Origin of the sequence: Enterococcus durans NBRC 100479 = LMG 10746 (assembly GCF_001544215.1) — a bacterium.
Lineage (GTDB): Bacteria > Bacillota > Bacilli > Lactobacillales > Enterococcaceae > Enterococcus_B > Enterococcus_B durans.
Genome location: NZ_BCQB01000012.1, coordinates 22,300 through 44,231, shown reverse-complemented (window position 1 = coordinate 44,231; position 21,932 = coordinate 22,300). Strand labels below are relative to the sequence as shown.

The window sequence follows — 21,932 nt, the reverse complement described above, 5'->3', positions numbered from 1 at the left end:
TTCCTGTGACATTCTTTTTTCATATCAAAAATCTGCTATAATGAATGATAGCGAACAAAAAAAGGAGCGACGATCCTTGAAAAAATCACCAAAGAAAAACAAAAAGAAAAAAACGGCAAAAGAAAAGATAATCAACCGCGTTTTACTTGGCTTGATCATTTTTTTATTAGCAGTGATCGTATTTAGTTCGATTTTCTATTTACGTTCAAGTCGTCCAATGATGCAGGCGAAAAAAGAAGCGACTGAGATTGCCGAAAAATATGCCGATCTAAAGGAAGTTGATCGTTTTTATTGGTTCACACGTAAAAAAACGTATTTCTCTTTGACAGGTAAAAATGATAAAGGCCAGGAAATCGTGGTCGTCATTCCAAAATCGGGTGAAAAAGTAAAAGTTTTAGCTCAAAAAGACGGGCTGACAGAAAAAGAAGCGAAACAAAAGATTGCGGATGCTCATCCAGATATCCAAGTCGAAAAAGCAACTCTTGGTATGTACGATGATCAAGTAGTCTGGGAAATCACAGGAGAAAATTCACATAATGAATTGAATTATTATCTAATTGCTTTTGACACAGGAAAAGAAGTAAAAACAATTACCGATATCTAAATTGTAAAGGATGAGTTAGATGAATCTATCAGAAAAAATTCAACGGCTAGAACCGTCTGTTACGCTGGCAGCAGCAGCAAAAGCGAAAGCGTTGAAGACACAAGGTAGGGATATTTTGAGCTTAACTGTTGGGGAACCTGATTTTGCTACGCCAGAAAACATTCAAGAGGCAGCCATCAAGGCAATCAAAAATGGTAAAGCTAGTTATTACACACCAAGCGCTGGTATCCCTGAATTGCGTCAAGCAGTCGTCGCCTATCTCAAACAGAATTATGGTGTCGATTATGCACCTTCACAAACAATTGTGACTGATGGGGCTAAATTTGCACTTTATGCGTTATTCCAAACCATTTTGGATCCGGCAGATGAAGTGATCATTCCGGTACCGTATTGGGTCAGTTATGGAGAACAAGTGAAGTTAGCAGAAGGAAAGCCAGTATTTGTCAAAGGCGAAGAGAGAAACGGCTTTAAAGTAACTGTTTCTCAACTCGAACAAGTACGCACAGCAAAAACGAAAGCAATCATCATCAATTCCCCGTCAAATCCGACAGGAATGATCTATGAGAAAAATGAACTTCAAGCAATTGGGGAATGGGCTGTCAAAAACGATATTTTGATAGTTGCAGATGATATTTATGGACGATTAGTTTATAATGGCAATGAGTTTACTCCAATTGCAACGATATCAGAAGCAATTCGTCAACAAACCATCATCATCAATGGTGTGTCAAAAACATATGCGATGACAGGGTGGAGGATCGGTTATGCTGTAGGTAACCAAGAGATCATCAATGGAATGATCGCTATTGCTTCACAGTCGACCAGTAATCCAACTGCAGTTAGTCAGTACGCGGCAGTTGAGGCTTTGACAGGGACTCAAGATACGGTAGAGGAAATGAGAAGTGCATTTGAAGAGCGTTTGAATATCATATATCCGCTTGTTTCTAACTTGCCTGGAGTAACGATCAATAAGCCCCAAGGTGCATTTTATTTATTCCCGAATGTCAAACAAACGATGGCGATTTGTGGATATGAGAACGTCACTCGCTGGGTAGAAGATCTATTAGAAGAAACTGGCGTTGCTTTGGTAACTGGTGAAGGGTTCGGTGCGCCAGAAAATGTGCGTATGAGTTATGCGGCAGATCTAGGAACCTTAGAAGAAGCAGTGAGACGGATTGCCCGATTCATTGAGAGTAAAAGTCAAAATTAATCCTAAAAATAGGAAATGATAAAGGAGAGTCAACGTGGAACAAATTCAAATCATCGATTCGAAAAACCATGTGGGAGAAACAGTAAAAATCGGCGCTTGGGTAGCCAATAAGCGTTCAAGCGGAAAAATCGCCTTTTTACAATTAAGAGACGGTACTGCTTATTTCCAAGGAGTAGTCGTAAAAAGTGAAGTGTCAGAAGAAGTTTTCCAACTTGCGAAAAACTTGCACCAAGAAACATCGATCATCATAACAGGTGAAATCCGTGAAGATAGCCGTTCGAAATTCGGTTACGAAATTGGGATCTCTGACATTGAAGTGGTCAGTGAAAGTCATGATTACCCTATCACACCAAAAGAACACGGCACAGATTTCTTGATGGATCATCGCCATTTATGGTTACGTTCTTCAAGACAGCATGCGATCATGCAAATCAGAAATGAAATCATTCGTGCAACGTATGAATTTTTCAATGATCATCATTTTGTTAAGATCGATCCACCGATTTTGACTGGTTCTGCACCAGAAGGAACAACGGATCTATTTGAAACAAACTATTTTGATCAAAAAGCTTACTTATCTCAAAGCGGACAGCTTTATATGGAAGCTGCTGCAATGGCTTTTGGAAAAGTATTCTCATTCGGACCAACTTTCCGTGCGGAAAAATCAAAAACTCGTCGTCACTTGATTGAATTCTGGATGATCGAACCTGAAATGGCATTTATGCATCAGGAAGAAAGTCTAGAAGTCCAAGAACAATATGTCGCTTTCTTAGTGCAAAATGTTCTTGATCACTGTGACTATGCGTTAGATGTCTTGGAAAGAGACAAAGAAGTACTGAAAACTTATACAAAATTACCATTCCCACGTATCTCATACGATGATGCAATCGAATTATTGAAGAAAAACGGCTTCGATGACATCGAGTGGGGCGATGACTTTGGTTCACCACACGAAACATTCATCGCAAATTCGTTTGAACAACCTGTCTTTATTTTGAACTATCCGAAAGCAATCAAACCTTTCTACATGAAGCCACATCCAACAAGAGATGATGTTGTTATTTGTGCCGACATGATCGCTCCAGAAGGTTATGGCGAAATCATCGGTGGTAGTGAACGGGCAACGGATTACGAATTTTTATTAGAACAAATCAGAAACCATGGATTAGATGAAAATGAATATTCTTGGTATCTTGATTTACGTAAATATGGTTCTGTTCCCCATTCTGGATTTGGACTAGGTTTGGAACGTACGGTGACTTGGATTGCCGGTATTGATCATGTACGTGAAGCAATCCCATTCCCACGTTTATTGAACCGTATTTATCCATAGAAAAACAGCTAGCTGTCCTAGATATTTTGATACAGTAAAGTACTAGAAGCGACAGGAAAAGCAATGGCTAAACCCAAAGAAGGATTCCACGAACATTCATCATGAATGTTTGTGGGGTCCTTTTTAGTATTGACATATTCCTCATAGATAGCAAAAATCAAACTGTCTCTCAAGGAAATGGCCAAGTACGAAGAAGTAAAATAGTTGAAAAAAAGAATTGCATATTTGTCTCTGGAAAATGATGGTATAATACGATTGTGTTGGTGTAAGATAGTCAAAATGAATGGCGATGCCTGATTAACAAGTTAAACGTAACGATAATGCAAAAATCTAATCGAAGCATGGAACTTTGGAAGAAAAATCTGTAGAGTTATTTTAGTGTAGACAGCAAAAAAAGAGCAATTGCAAACAGCGTGTTGGAATAGGAATGAAAAGACACATTCTCAATATTGCTTATTGTTCCCAGGTGAAATCTAAGCTTTAGATGCTGTGTTTTTTTCTTTTATACGAATGTAAGCGAATACGTTAAGGGGGGGAAGGAAGCCAAGCCTGAAAAGTATGCTGATTGATCATACACAAGAAAGAAAGCATAAATAGACACAATAGGAGGAAAGTAATTTGAAAAAACGTATTTTATTTATTGGTGATAGTATTACTGATTGTGGTAGAGAGTATAATGACCCAAAGGATTTAGGTAATGGTTATCCATTGTTGGTAGCAAAACGATTGAGCAAACAGTTTCCAACTATCGAATTTGATGTTCTTAACAAAGGCATCAATGGAAATAAGATTGCTGATCTACGAGCACGTTTTGACACAGACTGTTTGGACCTTGAACCAGATATCGTTTCGATTCTTATCGGTATCAATGATACGTGGCATAATGTGAATGATCCAACTACGTTTGCAACGAAGCAATCAATGACAATGTTTAAAGAAGATTACCGTTACTTGATCGAAAAATTATTGGAGAAAGGGATAAAGCAGGTTGTATTAATGGAGCCTTTTGTATGACCAGAGCCACTTGATCGTCAGAATTGGCGCAAGGACCTTGATCCGAAAATACAGATCATTCGTAGGTTAGCGGAAGAATACCATCTGGTGTTTGTTCCCTTAGATGGAAAACTGAATGCGTTGGGAATTACTCGAGGATTCAGCAAATATACAGGAGAAGATGGCGTACATCCTACACTTTCCGGACATGAGATCATTGCACAAAGTTGGTTAGAGTTTGTCGTACCTGAAATGTTAGTGAATCTTTGATAAAGGGTGAAACAAATGGAAATACGAGAAGCAAAAGCGGAGGATCTTCAACAAATCAACTTGCTTTTTCAAACTGCCAAAGGAGTACCTACTGTAAAAATAAAGGAGTATGATCTCCAAAATCCTACTAGGATCTCTGTAGTGGCGGAAGTGAAACAGTCAAATGGGACACCAAAGCTGATTGCCTTCGGTCAGGCCTTTCAAATAGACAAAACAGTGGGGATACGTTCTGGAAAACTAGTTGAAAAAGTGTTTATCGCAATCGAAGAAGAAGAAAAGGTCCAAACTGAATTTATCAAATACTGGCTACTTGCAGCAAAGAAAAGAAAGATCGCTGATTTTTTTATTGATTTACTTTGAACGTCATATTCTTTTTTGAATAGATAGTTTGATATTCAGAAATGGTCATTTTTTTTGAAAAAAGATAAAATCTGAAAAATATTTTTGTTCACTTCTCTAAAAGGACATTTTCCATTTGACACATGAGTGTTCATTCATATATAATTACTTATGAAGAGTTACTCATATGTAAATGCGAGGAGTGAGGAAAATGAAGAGTTATTATTTAGATGGATTAGATTGTGCCAATTGCGCGATGAAAATCGAGAAAAAAGTGAATGAAATCAAAGGAGTAAAGCAAGCAACTGTCAATTTTACGACATGTAAACTGACGATCGAAGCGAGTGATAAAGATTTAGCAACAATTGAAAACGAAACGAAAAGAGTCGTAAAAGAAGTAGAACCAGATGTTTCGATGAAAGAGATCACTAAGAAAAAGCAAGAAGTTCAGGGAGAAAAAGACGACCATGAAAAACGTGCATTGCTACGTATCATCCTTTCTGCTATCGGCTTGCTGATTTTGTTCCTGTGGTCACCAGCTGAACCAATCAAATTTATCGGATTTTTGTTGATATACTTAGTCATTGGATTTGATATCATCAAACGGGCAGTCGGGAACATAATCAAAGGACAAATTTTTGATGAGAATTTTTTGATGGCGATTGCGACTATCGGAGCAATGCTGATCGGAGAATATCCAGAAGCAGTTGCAGTTATGCTGTTTTATCAAGTTGGTGAATACTTCCAAGGATTTGCAGTGAACCAATCGAGAAAATCGATTCGTGAATTGATGGCGATCCGTCCAGAAGTTGCCCATGTCCAAACAGAAAACGGGTTGATAACAAAGCAACCCGAAGATGTAGTGATTGGAGAGCAAGTATTAGTCAAACCTGGCGAACGTGTGCCATTAGACGGAACGATCCTTACAGGGCAATCATTAGTTGATACCTCGGCACTGACTGGAGAGTCTGTACCTAAAGAAGTGTTTGCTGGAGAAACTGTTTTAAGTGGATTTATCAATAAAAATCAGCCATTAGTGATCAAGGTCGAAAAGACGTATGAGAATTCTACGATTAGTAAACTATTGGAATTAGTTGAAAACGCAAGCAGTAAAAAAGCACCAGCAGAAAATTTTATCACGAAATTTGCTCGCTACTATACACCAATCGTCGTAGGATTAGCTTTAGTACTTGCTGTCGTTCCACCCCTTGTGATATCTGGGGCAGAATTTTCTGATTGGATCTATCGTGCGTTGACTTTCCTAGTGATTTCTTGTCCTTGTGCGTTAGTGATTTCTGTCCCATTAAGCTTCTTTGGCGGAATCGGTGGCGCAAGTAAAATCGGGGTATTGGTAAAAGGTGGGAATTACTTAGAATTATTGGCCCACACAGATACAATTGTTTTTGATAAAACCGGGACTTTGACAAAAGGTGATTTTTCTGTTCAAAAATTAGAAACAACTCTTGGGAAAACACAATTTATGCAATACGTAGCAAGTGCTGAACAATTATCTACCCATCCCATTGCACAAGCTGTTTTATCTGCTTATGAAGGTTCATTATTGCCAGTAGAAGAAATAGAAGAAGTGGCAGGAGAAGGAATCAAGGCGCAGATAGATGGAAAACTTGTTTTGGTCGGTAATCACAAGTTAATGGAAAGATACCAGATCAAGAGCACGAAGAGTGAAGAAGTTGGTACCCTTTTATATGTAGCGCTGGATGGTGAATTTGTCGGTTATTTGGTGATTGCAGATACAGTGAAACCTGATGCGCAAGAAGCATTGCGCAAACTAAAACAAGTAGGGATCAAACAAACGGTGATGCTCACTGGGGATGCCAAAAATATTGCTGATCATATCGGACACAAACTTGGGATAGATAAGGTATACAGTGAATTACTGCCACAAGACAAGGTCGAAAAATTAGAAAATATCATGGAGAATGCAACACAACAAACCGCATTTGTCGGTGATGGAATCAATGATGCACCTGTTTTGGCGAGAGCAGATGTTGGAATTGCTATGGGTGGTTTGGGAAGCGATGCAGCGATCGAAGCGGCAGATGTGGTCATCATGAATGACGAACCCTCGAAAATCGTTGATGCAATTCGCTTATCTAGAAAAACGTTGAAAATCGTCAAACAAAATATCCTCTTTGCCATTGGTGTCAAAGTGCTTGTTCTGTTATTGGGCGCATTCGGAATCGCTTCAATGGGTGATGCTGTTTTTGCGGATGTTGGCGTGACTGTCTTAGCCGTTTTAAATGCAATGAGATGTTTACGCGTCAAATAATACTCAATCCACTTACGGATAAAAAAACTTTATTTTTTCGAGTCTTCTCGATCAAATAGAGGTTTTTTTGTTGCGCTCATGTCAGAAAAACACATAGCAACTATTCTGTAAAAAAAACAATTAAAATAACTTCGTTGATTTGATTTTTTCAGAATATTCTATAAAAAAGGAAAGCTTTTTTCATAAAATGTGCCTTTTTAAAAGGGTTTTACCTCGAAAAATGATAATAAGATGTAAGAAAAATGTGTAATTGCTAAAATAATCCACAATTAAAATAACATTATATTGTAAAAATGTAAGAGTTTTATTATGATTACATGTGGATGTTAGTTTTACCTATTAAAATCAAAAAGGAGAGAACAAATGAACGATAAACAATTACGTTGGTTTACCGTGGCTTTAATTGCATTCAACATGGTGTGGGGTATTGGGAATGTAGTCAACAATTATGCGCAACAAGGGATTTCCGTTGTTACCTCTTGGTTATTGATTCTTGCTATTTATTTTATCCCATATGCCTTAATTGTTGGACAACTTGGCTCCGCCTTCAAAGATAGCAAAGGGGGCGTCAGCTCTTGGGTAGAGAATACGACCTCGAATAAACGATTGGCGTATTATGCTGCTTGGACTTATTGGGTCGTCCATATTCCTTATTTGGCACAAAAACCACAAGCAATATTGATTGCAGCTGGTTGGGCAGTTGAAGGAAATGGCAATATCGTCAATACGATGTCAGTCCAAATGGTGGCGGTCATCTCGTTGATCATTTTCTTAGCCTTCCTTTATCTTTCAACAAAAGGACTATCGACACTAAAAGTGATTGGTGGTTTGGCTGGTACAGCTATGTTCGTGATGTCTTTATTATTCATCTTGCTCGCTGTTACAGCACCATTCATCAATCCAACAATGGAGTTTGCGACTCCTCATATGAATGAAGTCAAAACATACATCCCTACATTTGACTTTAGCTATTTCACGACAGTTTCGATGTTAGTATTTGCGGTTGGCGGAGCAGAAAAAATTTCTCCATATGTCAATTCAACACGTAACCCTGCAAAAGAATTTCCAAAAGGGATGATCTTTTTAGCGGCAATGGTCGGCGTGTGTGCGGTCTTAGGTTCAGTAGCGATGGGGATGCTCTTTGCTAGTGACAATATCCCTAAAGATCTGATGGCAAATGGTGCATATAGTGCATTCCAGATCCTTGGAAATTATTATGGTATAGGAAATGTATTGATGATCATTTACGCATTGACAAATATGGTCGGTCAGATTTCTGCATTAGCCTTTTCGATCGATGCGCCACTAAAAATCTTATTAGCTGATGCTGATCCAAACTTTGTACCTAATTGGTTGCGCAAACGTAACCGCAAAGGAACACTAGTCAACGGCTATTTATTAACTGGGATTTTAGTCGGTATCATCATCTTACTACCGATCGTTGGGATCAAGGATATGAATGAACTAGTCAAATGGTTGACGAACCTGAATTCAGTAGTCATGCCAATGCGTTATTTATGGGTATTCTTAGCTTATATGATGTTGAATAAAGCGTATAAGAAATTCACTTCTGAATATAAGTTTGTTAAAAATCCAAAAATCGGCTTTATTTTTGGCGCTTGGTGTTTTGCATTCACTGCATTTGCTTGTATTTTGGGAATGGTACCAAAAGTCGAGTATGCAGCTGATCCAAAAGCATGGTGGTTCCAGTTGGTCTCAAACGTCGTGACACCGATCATTTTGATTTTATTAGGAATGATCTTACCTGCAATTGCACGTAGAGATAAAAATAAAGTAGAAGAACCTGTTACTCAAGTATGATGAACAGAACGTGAGTCTATTCATGGATGGAGAAAAATATCCAATCGTTTGAAAGAACAGGAAATAAGCTGAAAATAAGAACAAAACGTTTATACGGATAAAGAGAGACAAGGCATAAGGATGCCTTGCCTCTCTTTTTTCCTATGGTAAGATAGAAAAAAAGATGAATGAAATGGGGAGAGTAAATGAAGCGAATGATTATCGGTCAAAGCGGTGCTGGGAAATCTACACTAGCAAGGAAGATGCAAACGATCACACATAGACCTCTGTTGCCACTAGACTTGTTATGGCATACCACAGATTACAGTGACGAGGCTGCAGAATGGTTCAAAGCAGAACAAAAAAATTCATGGCTGAAAATGAATCATGGATCATCGAAGGCAACTATACCGGTACAGCGACAGAGAGAATCGAAGAAGCAGATCAGATCATATTACTAAAAGTCCCCACACTCCTCGCAATCTACCGAGTGATTTTAAGAAGTATCAAAAGAAAAAGAAACAAAGCAACAAGACCAGATATGCCTCACACCTTTAGTGAAAAACTAGATAGCGAATATATAGAATTTCTCTCATTTGTTTTACATTATAAGAAAAAAATGAACCGCGGTTATTAAATCGTATTGATCAACTAGGTGCAAGCAAAAAATTGATTATTTTGCACAACAAACGGGAGCAAACAGTATTTTTAAAGAAATTGAGCAAATAATAGGAGAAACCATTTGACATTTTACGTTTACGGTTGTAATCTATATTTGTACTTAAGTTTACATCTGTAAACATAAAGGAAGAGTGATGAGATGAAAGAAGTAACTTCCCCAATCAAGATCAGTGACTCTGAGTGGGAGATCATGCGAGTCATCTGGACCCTTGGTCAATCGACAGCACAAGAAATCACGCAGATACTCGCAGAATCCATGGAATGGAAAGCAGCCACAGTAAAAACTTTGTTGGGACGTCTGGTGAAAAAAGAAGCGGTCTGGACAGAACAAGAGGGGAAAAAATTTATTTATCATCCTGCCGTTTCGGAGACGGAAACGGTTCGCAGTGCAACTGAGAATCTTTTTTCCCATATCTGTGCAAAAAGGATCGGGGCAACGATTGCTGACTTAGTGGAAGAAGCAACCTTGACGCAAGAAGATATCGAGATGATCTTAGACCAATTAAATAAAAAACAGCCAGTCGCATCCGTTGCATGCAACTGTATCCCTGGCCAATGCCATTGTAAGGAACATCAATAAGGAGGAATAAATGATGAAACAAGAATTTTCAATTAAAGGAATGAGTTGTAACCATTGTGTCGAACGTGTGGAAGAAGCCGTTCATTCACTTGATGGCGTAAAAAAGATAAAAGTCAATCTAAAAAAAGAAAATGGGATCGTGAAATATGATGAAGAAAAAATCCAACCGGAAAAAATCTGCCAGACGATCAATGCATTAGGCTATCAATCTGAGGTGATTTGATGGATGCCCAAACAAAAATGGATACATTTGTTATCACAGGGATGACCTGTGCGAATTGCTCTGCTCGAATCGAGAAAGAATTGAAAGAGCAACCGGGTGTTGTATCTGCAACTGTTAATTTAGCTACTGAAAAAGCTAGTGTGACCTATAAAGAAACGTCAACAGAAAAACTGATTCGCAGTGTTGAAAATATCGGGTATGGAGCAATCTTGTACGATGATGCACATAAACAAAAGATTGCGGAAGAAAAAACGGCTTATCGCAAGAAAATGAAATTTGACCTGATTTTCAGTGCAGTATTGACGTTGCCGCTAATGTTGGCAATGATCGCGATGATGTTAGGGAACAATAGTGAGATCGTCCACTTTTTTCATCGGCCGATCGTTCAACTTATCTTAGCTATTCCAGTCCAATTTTATGTGGGATGGCGTTTTTATAAAGGTGCCTATCATGCATTGAAAACAAAGGCACCAAATATGGATGTCTTAGTCGCGATCGGAACGACTGCGGCTTTTGCTTTAAGTGTCTACAATGGCTTTTTTCCAAGTCATTCCACCGATTTATATTTTGAAAGCAGCAGTATGATCATTACGTTGATATTGTTAGGTAAATATTTAGAACATACAGCGAAAAGCAAAACAGGTGACGCAATCAAACAGTTGATGTCGTTACAGACAAAGACGGCTCAAGTGTTAAGAGATGGACAGGAACAAACAATCTCAATTGATGAAGTCAATCTATCAGATATCCTAGTGATCCGTCCAGGGGAACAGATACCGACAGATGGAAAGATTATTTCAGGGACTAGTGCCATCGATGAAAGTATGCTGACAGGCGAAAGTGTTCCAGTGGAGAAAAAGGAAAATGACTCTATCTTTGGAGGGACGATCAATACAAATGGTTTGATCCAAATGGAAGTTTCTCAAATTGGGAAGCAAACAGTTTTGGCACAGATCATTCAAATGGTCGAAGATGCTCAAGGAAGCAAAGCACCCATCCAAAAGATCGCTGATAGGATCTCAGGGATATTCGTACCGATTGTTTTAGTGCTTGCAGTGTTAACGTTACTGATTACTGGATTTATGACCAATGACTGGCAACTTGCCGTGATCCATAGTGTCTCAGTTCTAGTGATCGCCTGTCCTTGTGCGCTTGGTCTAGCTACACCTACAGCGATCATGGTAGGTACAGGAGTCGGCGCCCGCAATGGGATTTTGATCAAAGGCGGCGGAGCATTAGAAGCAGCGGCACATTTGAGCAGTATCATCTTAGATAAAACAGGCACGATCACTCGCGGTACGCCAGAAGTGACAGATGTTTTGGGAAACGAAGAAGTAGCTTCGCTCTTTTATTCATTAGAATATGCTTCTGAACATCCTTTAGGTAAAGCAATCGTCGCTTACGGAGAAACTCAAGGGATGATCGCTGAGCCAATCACAGATTTCACTGCCCATCCAGGAGCTGGCATCAGTGGGAAAATCAATGGACAGTTTTATTTTGCCGGTACCAGAAAGCGGTTGGAAGAAATGACCCTTTCATTTGATGAATTTCAAGAACAAGCGTTAGAATTAGAAGGACAGGGGAAAACAGTCATGTTCTTGGCAAATGACAAAAAAGTCCTTGGTTTGATCGCTGTATCGGATCAAATCAAAGATGACGCCAAACAGGCAATCGCACAGTTACAGAACAATGGTGTCGCAGTTTACATGGTGACAGGAGACAATCAACTTGCAGCTCAAGCAATCGGTAAACAAGTTGGAATCGATCCAGCACATATTTTCGCAGAAGTGTTACCGGAAGACAAAGCGAACTACGTTGAGAGCCTTCAGAAAAAAGGAGAAAAAGTTGGAATGGTCGGTGATGGGATCAACGATGCGCCAGCGTTAGCTCTTGCAGATGTGGGGATCGCTATGGGAAGTGGGACGGACATCGCAATGGAAGCTGCGGATGTCACTTTGATGAATAGTCATTTGACTTCGATCAGCCAGATGATTGCTCTTTCGACAGCCACTTTGAAGAAGATCAAGCAAAATCTATTTTGGGCATTTATTTATAATACGATCGGCATTCCATTTGCCGCACTCGGCTTTTTGAATCCTATCATTGCAGGTGGCGCCATGGCCTTTAGTTCTGTAAGTGTTTTGCTAAACTCCCTAAGTTTGAATCGGAGGATGACACATTCGAAGAAAGGATAGGGTAAAGATGAAAGAAAAAACAACACATCCAGAAAAACAGGTTTCTAATGAACAACATGAGCATAGAGAAATGGATCATGGCCACATGAACCATGAAGGTATGGATAATGAAGAAATGGATCATGGACAAATGGGACATGAACACATGAATCATGAAGGTATGAAGCATGAACACATGAATCATGAAGGTATGAAGCATGAACACATGAATCATGAAGGTATGGACCATGAACACATGAACCATAAAAATATGAACCATGGACAAATGGACCATGGAAATATGAACCACGATCACATGGATCATGGAAGTATGGGCGGAATGGACCATTCCATGCACATGGGGAATTTCAAACAAAAATTTTGGTTATCGCTTATTTTAGCTATTCCGATCATTCTCTTTTCACCGATGATGGGAATGGAATTTCCTTTCCAAATTACATTTCCTGGGTCTGAATGGGTAGTTCTAGTTCTTGCGACAATCCTTTTTATATACGGCGGACAACCATTTTTAAGTGGAGCGAAAATGGAACTCCAACAAAAAAGTCCTGCAATGATGACCTTGATTGCTATGGGGATTACTGTTGCATATGTATATAGTGTCTATTCATTTGTCGCAAATTTGATCAATCCGCAAGCACATGTAATGGACTTCTTCTGGGAATTAGCCACATTGATCGTCATCATGCTGTTGGGGCATTGGATCGAAATGAACGCTGTTTCAAATGCTAGTAATGCATTGCAGAAATTAGCTGAATTACTTCCTGAGTCTGTTAAACGTCTGAAAAAAGACGGTACAGAAGAAACTGTCTCTCTTAAAGAAGTAAAAGAGGGGGATCATCTGATCGTTCGTGCCGGAGATAAGATGCCAACAGATGGTACGATCGTAAAAGGTGAAACGATCGTGGACGAATCTGCGGTTACTGGTGAATCTAGAGGCGTGAAGAAAAGCGTAGACGACCAAGTTATTGGTGGATCGATCAATGGTGATGGTACGATTGAAATCACTGTAACAGGAACTGGCGAAAATGGTTATTTAGCGAAAGTCATGGACATGGTACGAAAAGCCCAAGGTGAAAAATCTAAGCTAGAATCATTATCAGATAAAGTAGCCAAATGGCTCTTTTATGTTGCATTAGTCGCCGGTATCTTGGCTTTTATTGCTTGGTTATTCTTAGAGAATTTACCAGATGCGCTAGAACGAATGGTTACGGTGTTCATTATTGCTTGTCCACATGCGTTAGGATTAGCGATACCTTTAGTAGTCGCTCGTTCTACCTCGATTGCAGCCAAAAATGGCTTGCTTTTAAAAAATCGCAATGCATTGGAACAAGCCAATGACTTAGATGTCATCATGCTGGATAAAACAGGGACATTGACTCAAGGCAAATTTACAGTGACAGGTCTCGAAGTGTTAACTGACAACTATACAAAAGAAGAATTGCTGAAATACATTGGTGCTTTGGAATCCGCAGCCAATCATCCGTTAGCGATTGGTATCATGAACTATCTAAAAGAAAAGGATATTGCCCCATATGAAGCGTTGAACCAAAAAAATCTAAGCGGTGTTGGTCTAGAAGCAGATGTTGAAGACCAAAAAGTGAAGATCGTCAATGAAAAAGAAGTGAAGCGCTTGGGGTTATCAGTTGATGCAAGCCGAGTAAAACCTTATGAAGAACAAGGAAATACAATAAGTTATTTGATTATTGGAGAACAACTGGCGGCAATCATTGCTCTAGGTGATGTGATAAAACCAGAAGCAAAACAATTTATCCAAGCCCTTAAAGAAAAGAATATCACGCCTGTCATGTTGACTGGCGACAATCAAAAAGCCGCACAGGCAGTAGCAGAATATTTGGGTATTGAGAATTATTATGGTGGATTGTTACCTGATGACAAAGAAGCAATCGTGCAACAATATCTTGATAAAGGCAAAAAAGTGATCATGGTTGGTGATGGGATCAATGATGCTCCTAGCTTGGCACGTGCCACGATCGGAATGGCAATTGGTGCTGGGACGGATATCGCGATTGATTCGGCAGATGTTGTGTTGACAAACAGTGACCCTAAAGATATTTTACATTTCTTGGAATTGGCAAAACAAACAAGAAGAAAAATGATCCAGAATCTTTGGTGGGGTGCCGGTTACAACATTGTTGCTATTCCTTTAGCGGCGGGAATCTTAGCCCCAATCGGAATTATTTTAAGTCCCGCAGTGGGTGCAGTATTGATGTCACTAAGTACAGTAGTTGTTGCTTTGAACGCACTAACGCTGAAATAGTAAAAAACTGAAAGAAAATCAAAAAAGACAATTCTTAAAATAGCAGAAATCAAATGGACTTTACGCAGAGATGGTTTCTTTTAGCTAGAATAGGAATTGTCTTTTTTTCATGATTTAGTTATATCTGTTTTCTGATCGCATCCGCAACAGCGTGATACATTGTTTTATCAAATGGGGTAGCATGACTGCCATAGAGGAATGCTTCATAATGTGTCGTTAATTTGATGAAACGATCATCCAGTGGATAGTTCGCTTCAAAGCGCATACTGTATGATACGAGATCTTCTTCTGGTGCTCTAGGTAGCAGGCGCTCACATCCCCACAGCAGAAAACGATAGGCTTGCCGTTCGTTGACGATAAATAAGTGAAGACAGAGAACATAAATGAACCAATATAATTTTTTGCGATAGAGCCCGAGAACAACAAGCACTAAAACAGAAAATAGCGCAAAGAACAGAAATCTATTATTTTTTTTCAATGTGTCAGTTGTACCATTCTCAGTAGTGGTTGTTGTTTCTGAAGAGGAACGTTGCGTATCTTCAGGTTCACTGCTTTGTTCTGCTACATCTGAAGCAAGCGGCGCACTGGATGTTTCTGGAACTTCCTGTTCAGCAGTTGCTGGATTTGAAAAAGCAGGAGTAGGTTCAAAAGGGAGCCAACCAAAGCCAGGGAAATAAACTTCCGGCCAAGAATGTGCATTGCTGTTTAAAATCGTATATATTTTGTTATCATCTTTTGTACCCGTTTGATAGCCTCCTGTAAATCCTTTGGCCCAACGAGCAGGAAGCCCAGCTGCTCTAAGGAGAACCACCATAGCAGTAGAAAAGTTGTCACAATAACCTACTTTCGTATCAAATAAAAAATAGTCCACATAGTCACGATTTTCTGGGGTATGTTGTGCATCGATCTTTGAATACCGATAGTTCCCTAACGATTTTAGGTGATCTTCAATTGCTTTTACTTTTTCAATAGGAGTAGCAAGTCCATCTGTGAGTTCATTTGCTAGATTTTTGACTCTTTCAGGGAGTGAAGAGGGCAACTGCAGAAAACTTTCATGTCGCTTTTTATCATTGGCTGAGATCTGAATAGCTTGTAGGTTATCAGGCGAAGTGGAAATTTTATTGACAGCCATGGTAACCGTAGTATCTTTTTTGGCTCCAGTTAAAATGAAACGGTTCGATTGCTGCAAAAAATAGACGGGCATCTCGTTTTGATCAGGCAGAGTAGTCAATTGGATATTCCCATAAGGATAAGGAATGTAGGCTTGACTTTTCAAAGATAGCTGGGCAGTTTGTGGTGTTGCGTCAGCTTTCTGATATTCTTGAAGTCCATAAGGTATATTTTCCACTGGAGTAAGAGGAGCATTTGGATCTTCATTCCATCCTTTACCAGTATAATCAGTCTTGTTTTCCACTTTCCAGTAGTTGCTTTCAGGTTGTACAACAGTAAAAACGGCATCGTTGTTATCATATAGAGGGCCACCAAGTTGCTCATCATTTTCACTGAATCCAGTTTTAGCGGTACCAGTAGCTTGATAGTTGTTGATTTTGTCATAGAGCCCTTCTTGGTTGAGATAGTCCCTGATTGGTTCACTTTTTTCTTCTAACGCCTGATTGAATGTCGGTAAATAGGAAGGAAGTGTCGCACTGATAACTAAAAGGACAAGTAAAGTTGAATTTGTAAGTAATAGAAATTGGCCTTTTTTATTGCTAGGAAGGGTAACTAACAGTTGTCTGAAAATCAAATAGATACATAAGACAGCCACGACAAAAATCATTTCTTCAAATAGATCGAAATCCCTAAAAATAGTCAACAGCATAAAGTATACAGTTATAAGTATAAAAGGAATCGGCCATAGGTCATAATCGATCACTAGCAGACAGGCGAGATAGATCACGCATAAAATCAGACAAAAAGCAGTTTTTGCAGGAAAATAGTTCAATTCTCCCTGAAACAATTGCCCGAGCTCTAACGAAATCTGTGCGTAAAACTGTGAGAACCAACGGAAAGAAAATGGTGTTTCAGGAAAATAACGAACAAGTGCACCAATAGCCAAAATAATATAAAAAGGTAGTCGCAGTAGTTTTGAACGTAAACCAGCAGTGACGGCAGCAATCAAGCCAATGATCAAAACAAGGGTCAAATACTCTGGCAACTGATTCGCAGATAGAAAAACAAGTACTGGGACACTAAGTATAAAAAAACAATATATCCCACGAAGCCATAGTATTTTTTTATCAGTCATCTTTCGTACCTCCCTTGACAGCTAGACGAGCTTGTTTATGTTGAATGACTAAGTGATTGCTTTCGAAATAAATAAAAACGACAGTGGTATTTTTAGGGTTTGCCTCACTAAATGCTTGGAGTGCGTCGGAAAGTCTAGGCGTAAAAATGATAAGGTGCGGGCTATGAGCATCTTTTAAATAGGCGGTTGCCTTTTTTTCATCAGTCACAGGAAATGGCTGTAATTTGGCAAATAATTGATTGGTTGGTTCATTCTGGCTAAAATGATCCTTTCCTAAAACGATCATTTCCGGATTTTTATCTTTAACTAATTGGTAAAAAGAATAATAGATATCCAATGTTTCTTCGAAAAATGGGTCATGTACTCCCCAAAAACATAGGCTGATCTCGCTCATTGGCTGTTTTTCTTCTGTTTCACGATAAAGCCATTCTTGACTATGTGCCGATAATTTCCAATTGATCCGATTCACTGGGTCACCATAGCGGTAAGGTCGATACTCTTTCAATTCCTCTCCACCTTTTTGGGGGAATTGCCTTTGATCGTGGATCAACTGTTCAAATAGTTGGTTGGCTTCTTCTTCACAAAACCGGGGAAGAACGGTGGTATTGAAAGGAATCTCCAGTTTGATACTTTTACGAAACAACCCTAAAGGATCATAAGCGATCAGTTCGATCGGGGCTGTTTTTAAAGTTCCCCGACTTGGCAAATTGATGGTCGTTTGCACGCCTTGCTTCTTTTTTGATAGGACAAAAATCGTTTCCTGTTGGGGAGAGAAGTTCTCAGAAAAGCGAATAGTCAAACGAGGTAAGGGAATAGAAAAGGCTCGTGCTTTCGAAAAATAAACAGTTGTGACAGTTGCTTTTTCACGGTTGATGAAGTCTGGAACAGAACTAGAGACTGCTATTTTTCGTAAAAGTGAACCTAATGAAAGAAAACTCCATAACAAATAAAGTGTGGTAAAAGTTGCAAGGAACCAACCCAATGAATTATTGAAAAGAATAGCAAACCCCACAAATAAAAAATAGATACCGAGCAACAAGGAGTTAGTCAGGTAATTGAATAGTTTTGTCATTTGCTCACCTCACTGGTATGGGAACATGAGAAACGATATCGTTGAGAAGCTCAGTGATCTGTGTTTTGCTCAATGAAGGATCATGAAACATCAGACGGTGAGCAAATACGAAAGGAACCAATACTTGGAAGTCCTTTGGCGTGACATATGTCCGGCCATGTACAAGAGCATAGGCTTTCGCTGCATGAATAAATGCTCGACTTCCTCTTGGACTAATGCCTAATTTGATTTCAGGATGTTCTCTGGTTGCTGTCACGAGTTGTAAGGCAAAAGAAGCAACAGCAGGGTCTACGAAGACTTGATTCACTTCTTCTTTTAAGGAGGTCAATTCTTCACTACTTAAAACAACAGATAAGGATTGCCGATTCTGCTCATATTCATTCATCAATAGATAGAGCTCTTCTTCAAATGAAGGATACCCAATCTCTAATCGAAATAAAAAGCGATCTAATTGGGCTTCAGGTAAAGGATATGTTCCTTCATATTCGATGGGATTCTGGGTAGCCAAAACAAAGAAATGCGGATCTAAAGGATACGTATGATTGTCGATCGTTGCGTGTCTTTCCGCCATCACTTCTAAAAGTGCGGCTTGAGTTCTTGGCGTGGTTCGATTGATCTCATCAGCTAAGAGAATTGTCGTAAAAACTGGTCCCGGTCGAAATTCAAAGGAATGGTTTTGAGAATTATAGACTGAAAATCCCAAAATATCACTGGGAAGGAGATCCGGTGTAAACTGGATGCGACTAAAGTTACCTTTGATTGCTTGAGATAAAGCTTTGACAAGTAAAGTTTTACCGACACCTGGTATATCTTCAAATAGGACGTGCCCATTTGCTAATAAAGCGACAACCATTAACTGAATCGTCGAACGTTTACCAACAATTGCTTTTTCTAATTCAAGAATCAGTTGATCCACTTTTTCTTTGGATGACTGGATTTGGTTATTCATTCTCTCATCTCCTTCTCATGAAATTTGCTACTCTACTTCTATATTTTAATGGAAGGGTATCGTTCCGACAAGCAATGTCTCTTACAACGCGAACGAATGAAGTATAATAAAATTAAAAATAAATTAATGGTTTATAAAAATAATTTTTTGTTTTTTTTCGTACATTATATATAGAAACTAGCTATTTGCAATTTTTCTTTTTTATGAATCAGAGTAAATGGATTAAGTGAGGTAGCTTCAATGAAATGGCAAAAACTATTAACAAAAAATGTACAAAATTTATTTTTATTGATCCATCAGATGAAGGATCTAACTTGGAAAAAAGCCGATCTAGCCGAAAAGTTAATGGTAGACGTGAAAACGATCGATCGCTATTTAAAAAGATTAGAGGAAAAGGATATCCCAATCCAATTGATCCAGCAGAAAAAAAGTGTTTGCTTGGTCTATAACAAAGGATACAGCGAACCTTATTTATTATTTGATTTTTTGATCCAGTCTTCTTCCTTTTGTTTATTAAAAGATTTGATCCTCCAAAAAAAATATCAGCAGGTCTATGATCGTTCTTCACAGGAACGTTTACGGAAGTGGTTAGGAGAATATCATCTTTCCTTTTCATATAAAAAGGGACAAATCTATGGTGCTGAACGAAAGATCCGTTATCTGATCTTTTGTTTCTTAAGAGATTTTCCACATTTTTATGTTGAAGATACAGAACGGTCTTTTTCAGAAGTTTTTATTCAACTATTGGAGCAAAGAAAAGAAGTCTCAGAGGTGGAACTGTTAAATGAAAATCAGACGGTATTCTTTGAGATGTTTCCTGAACTGCTATTTTTGAGAGAACAACACTTATCAGACAAAGAAAAAATATATCGATGTATTTTGCGCTTGAGCTGTAATATCATCATCGAGAAACGTTGGGAAAAAATCGAAGAAACACAGGATTACCGTAAATTGATGATCGTCACTGAAAAGCTAGATTCTTTATTTTGGCTAACCAGTGAATATGAAAGTACGAATAAAAAAAGCATCACACGGGTGATTTATCAAGAATGGTTGCGCTATACGATCGGTATCCATGAACATACAGTCAAGGAAGAATTGCAAACATATCATGAATTTCTGAAAAAGATACCGAATTGCCAAGAGAAACTAAGTCAATTTCGAACAGCTTTACAACAAGCACTCGATTATCCAGCAAGTGAGTGGGACTTGTGTTTACTAAAAGTATTACAAGAGCGTGGCTATTTGGAACTTTATCCGCCAGAAGTGAAGATCGTCTTTTTTTTTCGTTACGACCATGAGGAAGCGAGAAGACTGGCAGCTGTTTTAGACAAAACACTTAGACACCGAAAACGAACAGCGATCCACGTATGTACGAGAGCAACACCGCCTAATTATGCACAATTGATCATTACGGATCATTTTTTCCCGCTGGTCAATAATAAGGATCAAAAAACCTATTTCTACCAATCTTCCTTTGGCATCGACCGACTACTTTCAGATATCGATTACTGGATCGATACAAAAAATTGAAGGATATTTTCTTCGGATGTTTTGGATATGCTATAATGAAACAGAGTAGTAAAGGAGGATGTCCATTGGATTTAAAGAAATTAGAGGTACCCACATCTTCGATCACAGAGGTAAAAAGATCACCGATGGATGTGTTTGACCAGGCGAGAAAAGCCGAAACTGGGGTATATATATTCAACCGAGAAAAAGTTGCAGGTGTCATGCTGACTCAAGAACAGTACGAAACCTTGTTACAGGAACTAGCAGACTTGCGAGAATCGGTGAAAGAGGAAGTACGGATCAATGAAGAAAGCAAACAAGTACTGGATAACTTTACCGATCAGTCCACGTCAGTTGTTTCAACAACAGAAGGGTTAGAGGAGTTAGTTCAAAAGTTAAAACATTCTTTGATCACTGGAGTAACGGTCTCCGCTAAAAATTTAGATGAACGAATGGTGGCATTAGGATTCATTACAAAGAAAACAGGTTTTGGTGGCGTAGTAGACATGTTAAATGAATTGAATGCGACTGGGAAAATAAATTACCAGTTACGGAAGAAATCAAATAACCGCACAGTGATTGCTGAAATCATTGGTGAACAAGATAGTCAGTCACAATTATTCGACAAGATCGTGATCAAGAAAGTGTATCTGCATGAGATATAGGTAGGATTCAGTCTGTCATAGGATATACTTTAAAAGTGTCAGAAGAAGCCGCAGTATACAAATAAATCACACTAAAAAAGGGAGCAGACGATCGATGACGAAAGTCTCCTCCTTGTTTTATATTCTATTTAAATATGTTTATATTCTGCTTTTTTTGAGTAAATATCCGTGCCCAAAAAATACCCATCACTTGTGGAATCAAATAAATGACAGCTAGTAGCAGGATAAGTTTGGTCGGGCTAAATGGCTGATAAAAAAAGTGCCAATCTGTATAATGGAGACATGCTAAATAGGAAGTCACAGTCGTAGCGATGTTCCCTGGAATCAAAAGAAAGAGTTGGTCTTTTTTCTGCATGAGAAAACCAGTATAAAATGCCAGAAAAATTAGAAAAATCAATCCAAATATAGAATGATAGCGGTAATCTAGCAACAATGCAAAATAAATATACGGAACTAAAAACAGGAGTAAAATACATTTTTTTAGATATTTTACCATGATGTTTGTCCTCCAAACCTGTGTATTCGATTCTCCCCCACAACTTTATTTTAAGATCAAAATAAAATTAAGCAATTCCTTTTTCATATTTTGATGGTTAAATGAACAAACTCTCATTGCGTTATCTCTAAAAAAAAAGATTTTCCCCCTAATTTTTTTAGAGAAAACGCTTATAGTATGGTGAAAGAAAATCGTGT

Annotated in this window: 16 protein-coding genes and 2 pseudogenes; 14 read left to right on the top strand and 4 right to left on the bottom strand. The window is 38.6% G+C overall.

Annotated elements, in window-relative coordinates; genetic code table 11:
• Nucleotides 1-76 precede the first annotated feature (76 nt).
• The 12 genes and pseudogenes from ED2_RS05205 to copB all read left to right on the top strand — a co-directional run bounded on the left by ED2_RS05205 (nt 77) and on the right by copB (nt 14,796).
• Nucleotides 77-604, top strand: a complete 528-nt coding sequence (locus ED2_RS05205) for a cell wall elongation regulator TseB-like domain-containing protein (RefSeq protein ID WP_005875558.1) — start codon at nt 77-79, stop codon at nt 602-604.
• 19 nt (nt 605-623) lie between these two features.
• Nucleotides 624-1,814: a pyridoxal phosphate-dependent aminotransferase gene (locus tag ED2_RS05200; protein ID WP_016177489.1), complete on the top strand. Its 1,191-nt coding sequence runs from the start codon at nt 624-626 to the stop codon at nt 1,812-1,814.
• A gap of 34 nt (nt 1,815-1,848) precedes the next feature.
• Nucleotides 1,849-3,147 (top strand): asparagine--tRNA ligase, encoded by a 1,299-nt coding sequence (gene asnS, locus ED2_RS05195; protein WP_005875563.1) that lies wholly within the window; start codon nt 1,849-1,851, stop codon nt 3,145-3,147.
• A 618-nt stretch (nt 3,148-3,765) separates the two neighbouring features.
• Nucleotides 3,766-4,410, top strand: a pseudogene (locus ED2_RS05190) (SGNH/GDSL hydrolase family protein).
• A 15-nt stretch (nt 4,411-4,425) separates the two neighbouring features.
• Complete coding sequence (locus ED2_RS05185) at nt 4,426-4,770, top strand: hypothetical protein (protein ID WP_005875568.1); 345 nt, start codon at nt 4,426-4,428, stop codon at nt 4,768-4,770.
• A 190-nt stretch (nt 4,771-4,960) separates the two neighbouring features.
• A complete protein-coding gene (locus tag ED2_RS05180) occupies nt 4,961-7,039 on the top strand; it encodes a heavy metal translocating P-type ATPase (RefSeq protein ID WP_005875571.1) in 2,079 nt (692 codons plus the stop codon).
• Between the two features lie 363 nt (nt 7,040-7,402).
• The gene (locus ED2_RS05175) at nt 7,403-8,860 is read left to right on the top strand and encodes an APC family permease (protein ID WP_016177491.1); all 1,458 of its coding nucleotides are present in this window, start codon (nt 7,403-7,405) and stop codon (nt 8,858-8,860) included.
• Between the two features lie 185 nt (nt 8,861-9,045).
• Nucleotides 9,046-9,568: pseudogene (locus ED2_RS15630) on the top strand (P-loop NTPase family protein).
• 91 nt (nt 9,569-9,659) lie between these two features.
• Complete coding sequence (locus ED2_RS05165; RefSeq protein ID WP_005875576.1) at nt 9,660-10,100, top strand: CopY/TcrY family copper transport repressor; 441 nt, start codon at nt 9,660-9,662, stop codon at nt 10,098-10,100.
• 13 nt (nt 10,101-10,113) lie between these two features.
• Nucleotides 10,114-10,323 (top strand): copper chaperone CopZ, encoded by a 210-nt coding sequence (copZ, locus tag ED2_RS05160; RefSeq protein ID WP_005875579.1) that lies wholly within the window; start codon nt 10,114-10,116, stop codon nt 10,321-10,323.
• A complete protein-coding gene (locus ED2_RS05155) occupies nt 10,323-12,518 on the top strand; it encodes a heavy metal translocating P-type ATPase (protein ID WP_005875582.1) in 2,196 nt (731 codons plus the stop codon). Before copZ ends, ED2_RS05155 begins: the two co-directional genes overlap by 1 nt.
• 115 nt (nt 12,519-12,633) lie before the next feature.
• Nucleotides 12,634-14,796 (top strand): copper/silver-translocating P-type ATPase CopB, encoded by a 2,163-nt coding sequence (copB, locus tag ED2_RS05150; protein WP_408582049.1) that lies wholly within the window; start codon nt 12,634-12,636, stop codon nt 14,794-14,796.
• Nucleotides 14,797-14,914: 118 nt separating this feature from the next.
• On the opposite strand, the gene ED2_RS05145 is transcribed toward copB, so the two are convergent.
• Genes ED2_RS05145 through ED2_RS05135 form a run of 3 tightly spaced genes read right to left on the bottom strand, consistent with a single transcriptional unit; the run spans nt 14,915 to nt 19,062 of the window.
• Nucleotides 14,915-17,041, bottom strand: coding sequence for a transglutaminase-like domain-containing protein (locus ED2_RS05145; RefSeq protein WP_016177494.1), 2,127 nt, complete (start codon nt 17,039-17,041; stop codon nt 14,915-14,917).
• Nucleotides 17,034-18,113 carry a DUF58 domain-containing protein gene (locus ED2_RS05140; protein ID WP_016177495.1) on the bottom strand — a complete coding sequence of 360 codons (1,080 nt, stop codon included), beginning with the start codon at nt 18,111-18,113 and terminating at the stop codon, nt 17,034-17,036. Before ED2_RS05140 ends, ED2_RS05145 begins: the two co-directional genes overlap by 8 nt.
• A gap of 4 nt (nt 18,114-18,117) precedes the next feature.
• Nucleotides 18,118-19,062: an AAA family ATPase gene (locus ED2_RS05135; protein ID WP_016177496.1), complete on the bottom strand. Its 945-nt coding sequence runs from the start codon at nt 19,060-19,062 to the stop codon at nt 18,118-18,120.
• Nucleotides 19,063-19,302: 240 nt separating this feature from the next.
• Here ED2_RS05135 and ED2_RS05130 point away from each other — a divergent pair, with 240 nt between their 5' ends.
• Together ED2_RS05130 and ED2_RS05125 are read left to right on the top strand one after the other, a co-directional pair.
• On the top strand, nt 19,303-20,595 hold the full coding sequence (locus ED2_RS05130) for a helix-turn-helix domain-containing protein (protein ID WP_005875592.1): 1,293 nt from the start codon (nt 19,303-19,305) through the stop codon (nt 20,593-20,595).
• 65 nt (nt 20,596-20,660) lie between these two features.
• Entirely contained in the window at nt 20,661-21,239 is a 579-nt protein-coding gene (locus ED2_RS05125; protein WP_005875594.1) for a hypothetical protein, read from the top strand.
• Nucleotides 21,240-21,363: 124 nt separating this feature from the next.
• On the opposite strand, the gene ED2_RS05120 is transcribed toward ED2_RS05125, so the two are convergent.
• Complete coding sequence (locus ED2_RS05120) at nt 21,364-21,735, bottom strand: hypothetical protein (protein ID WP_016177498.1); 372 nt, start codon at nt 21,733-21,735, stop codon at nt 21,364-21,366.
• Nucleotides 21,736-21,932 lie beyond the last annotated feature (197 nt).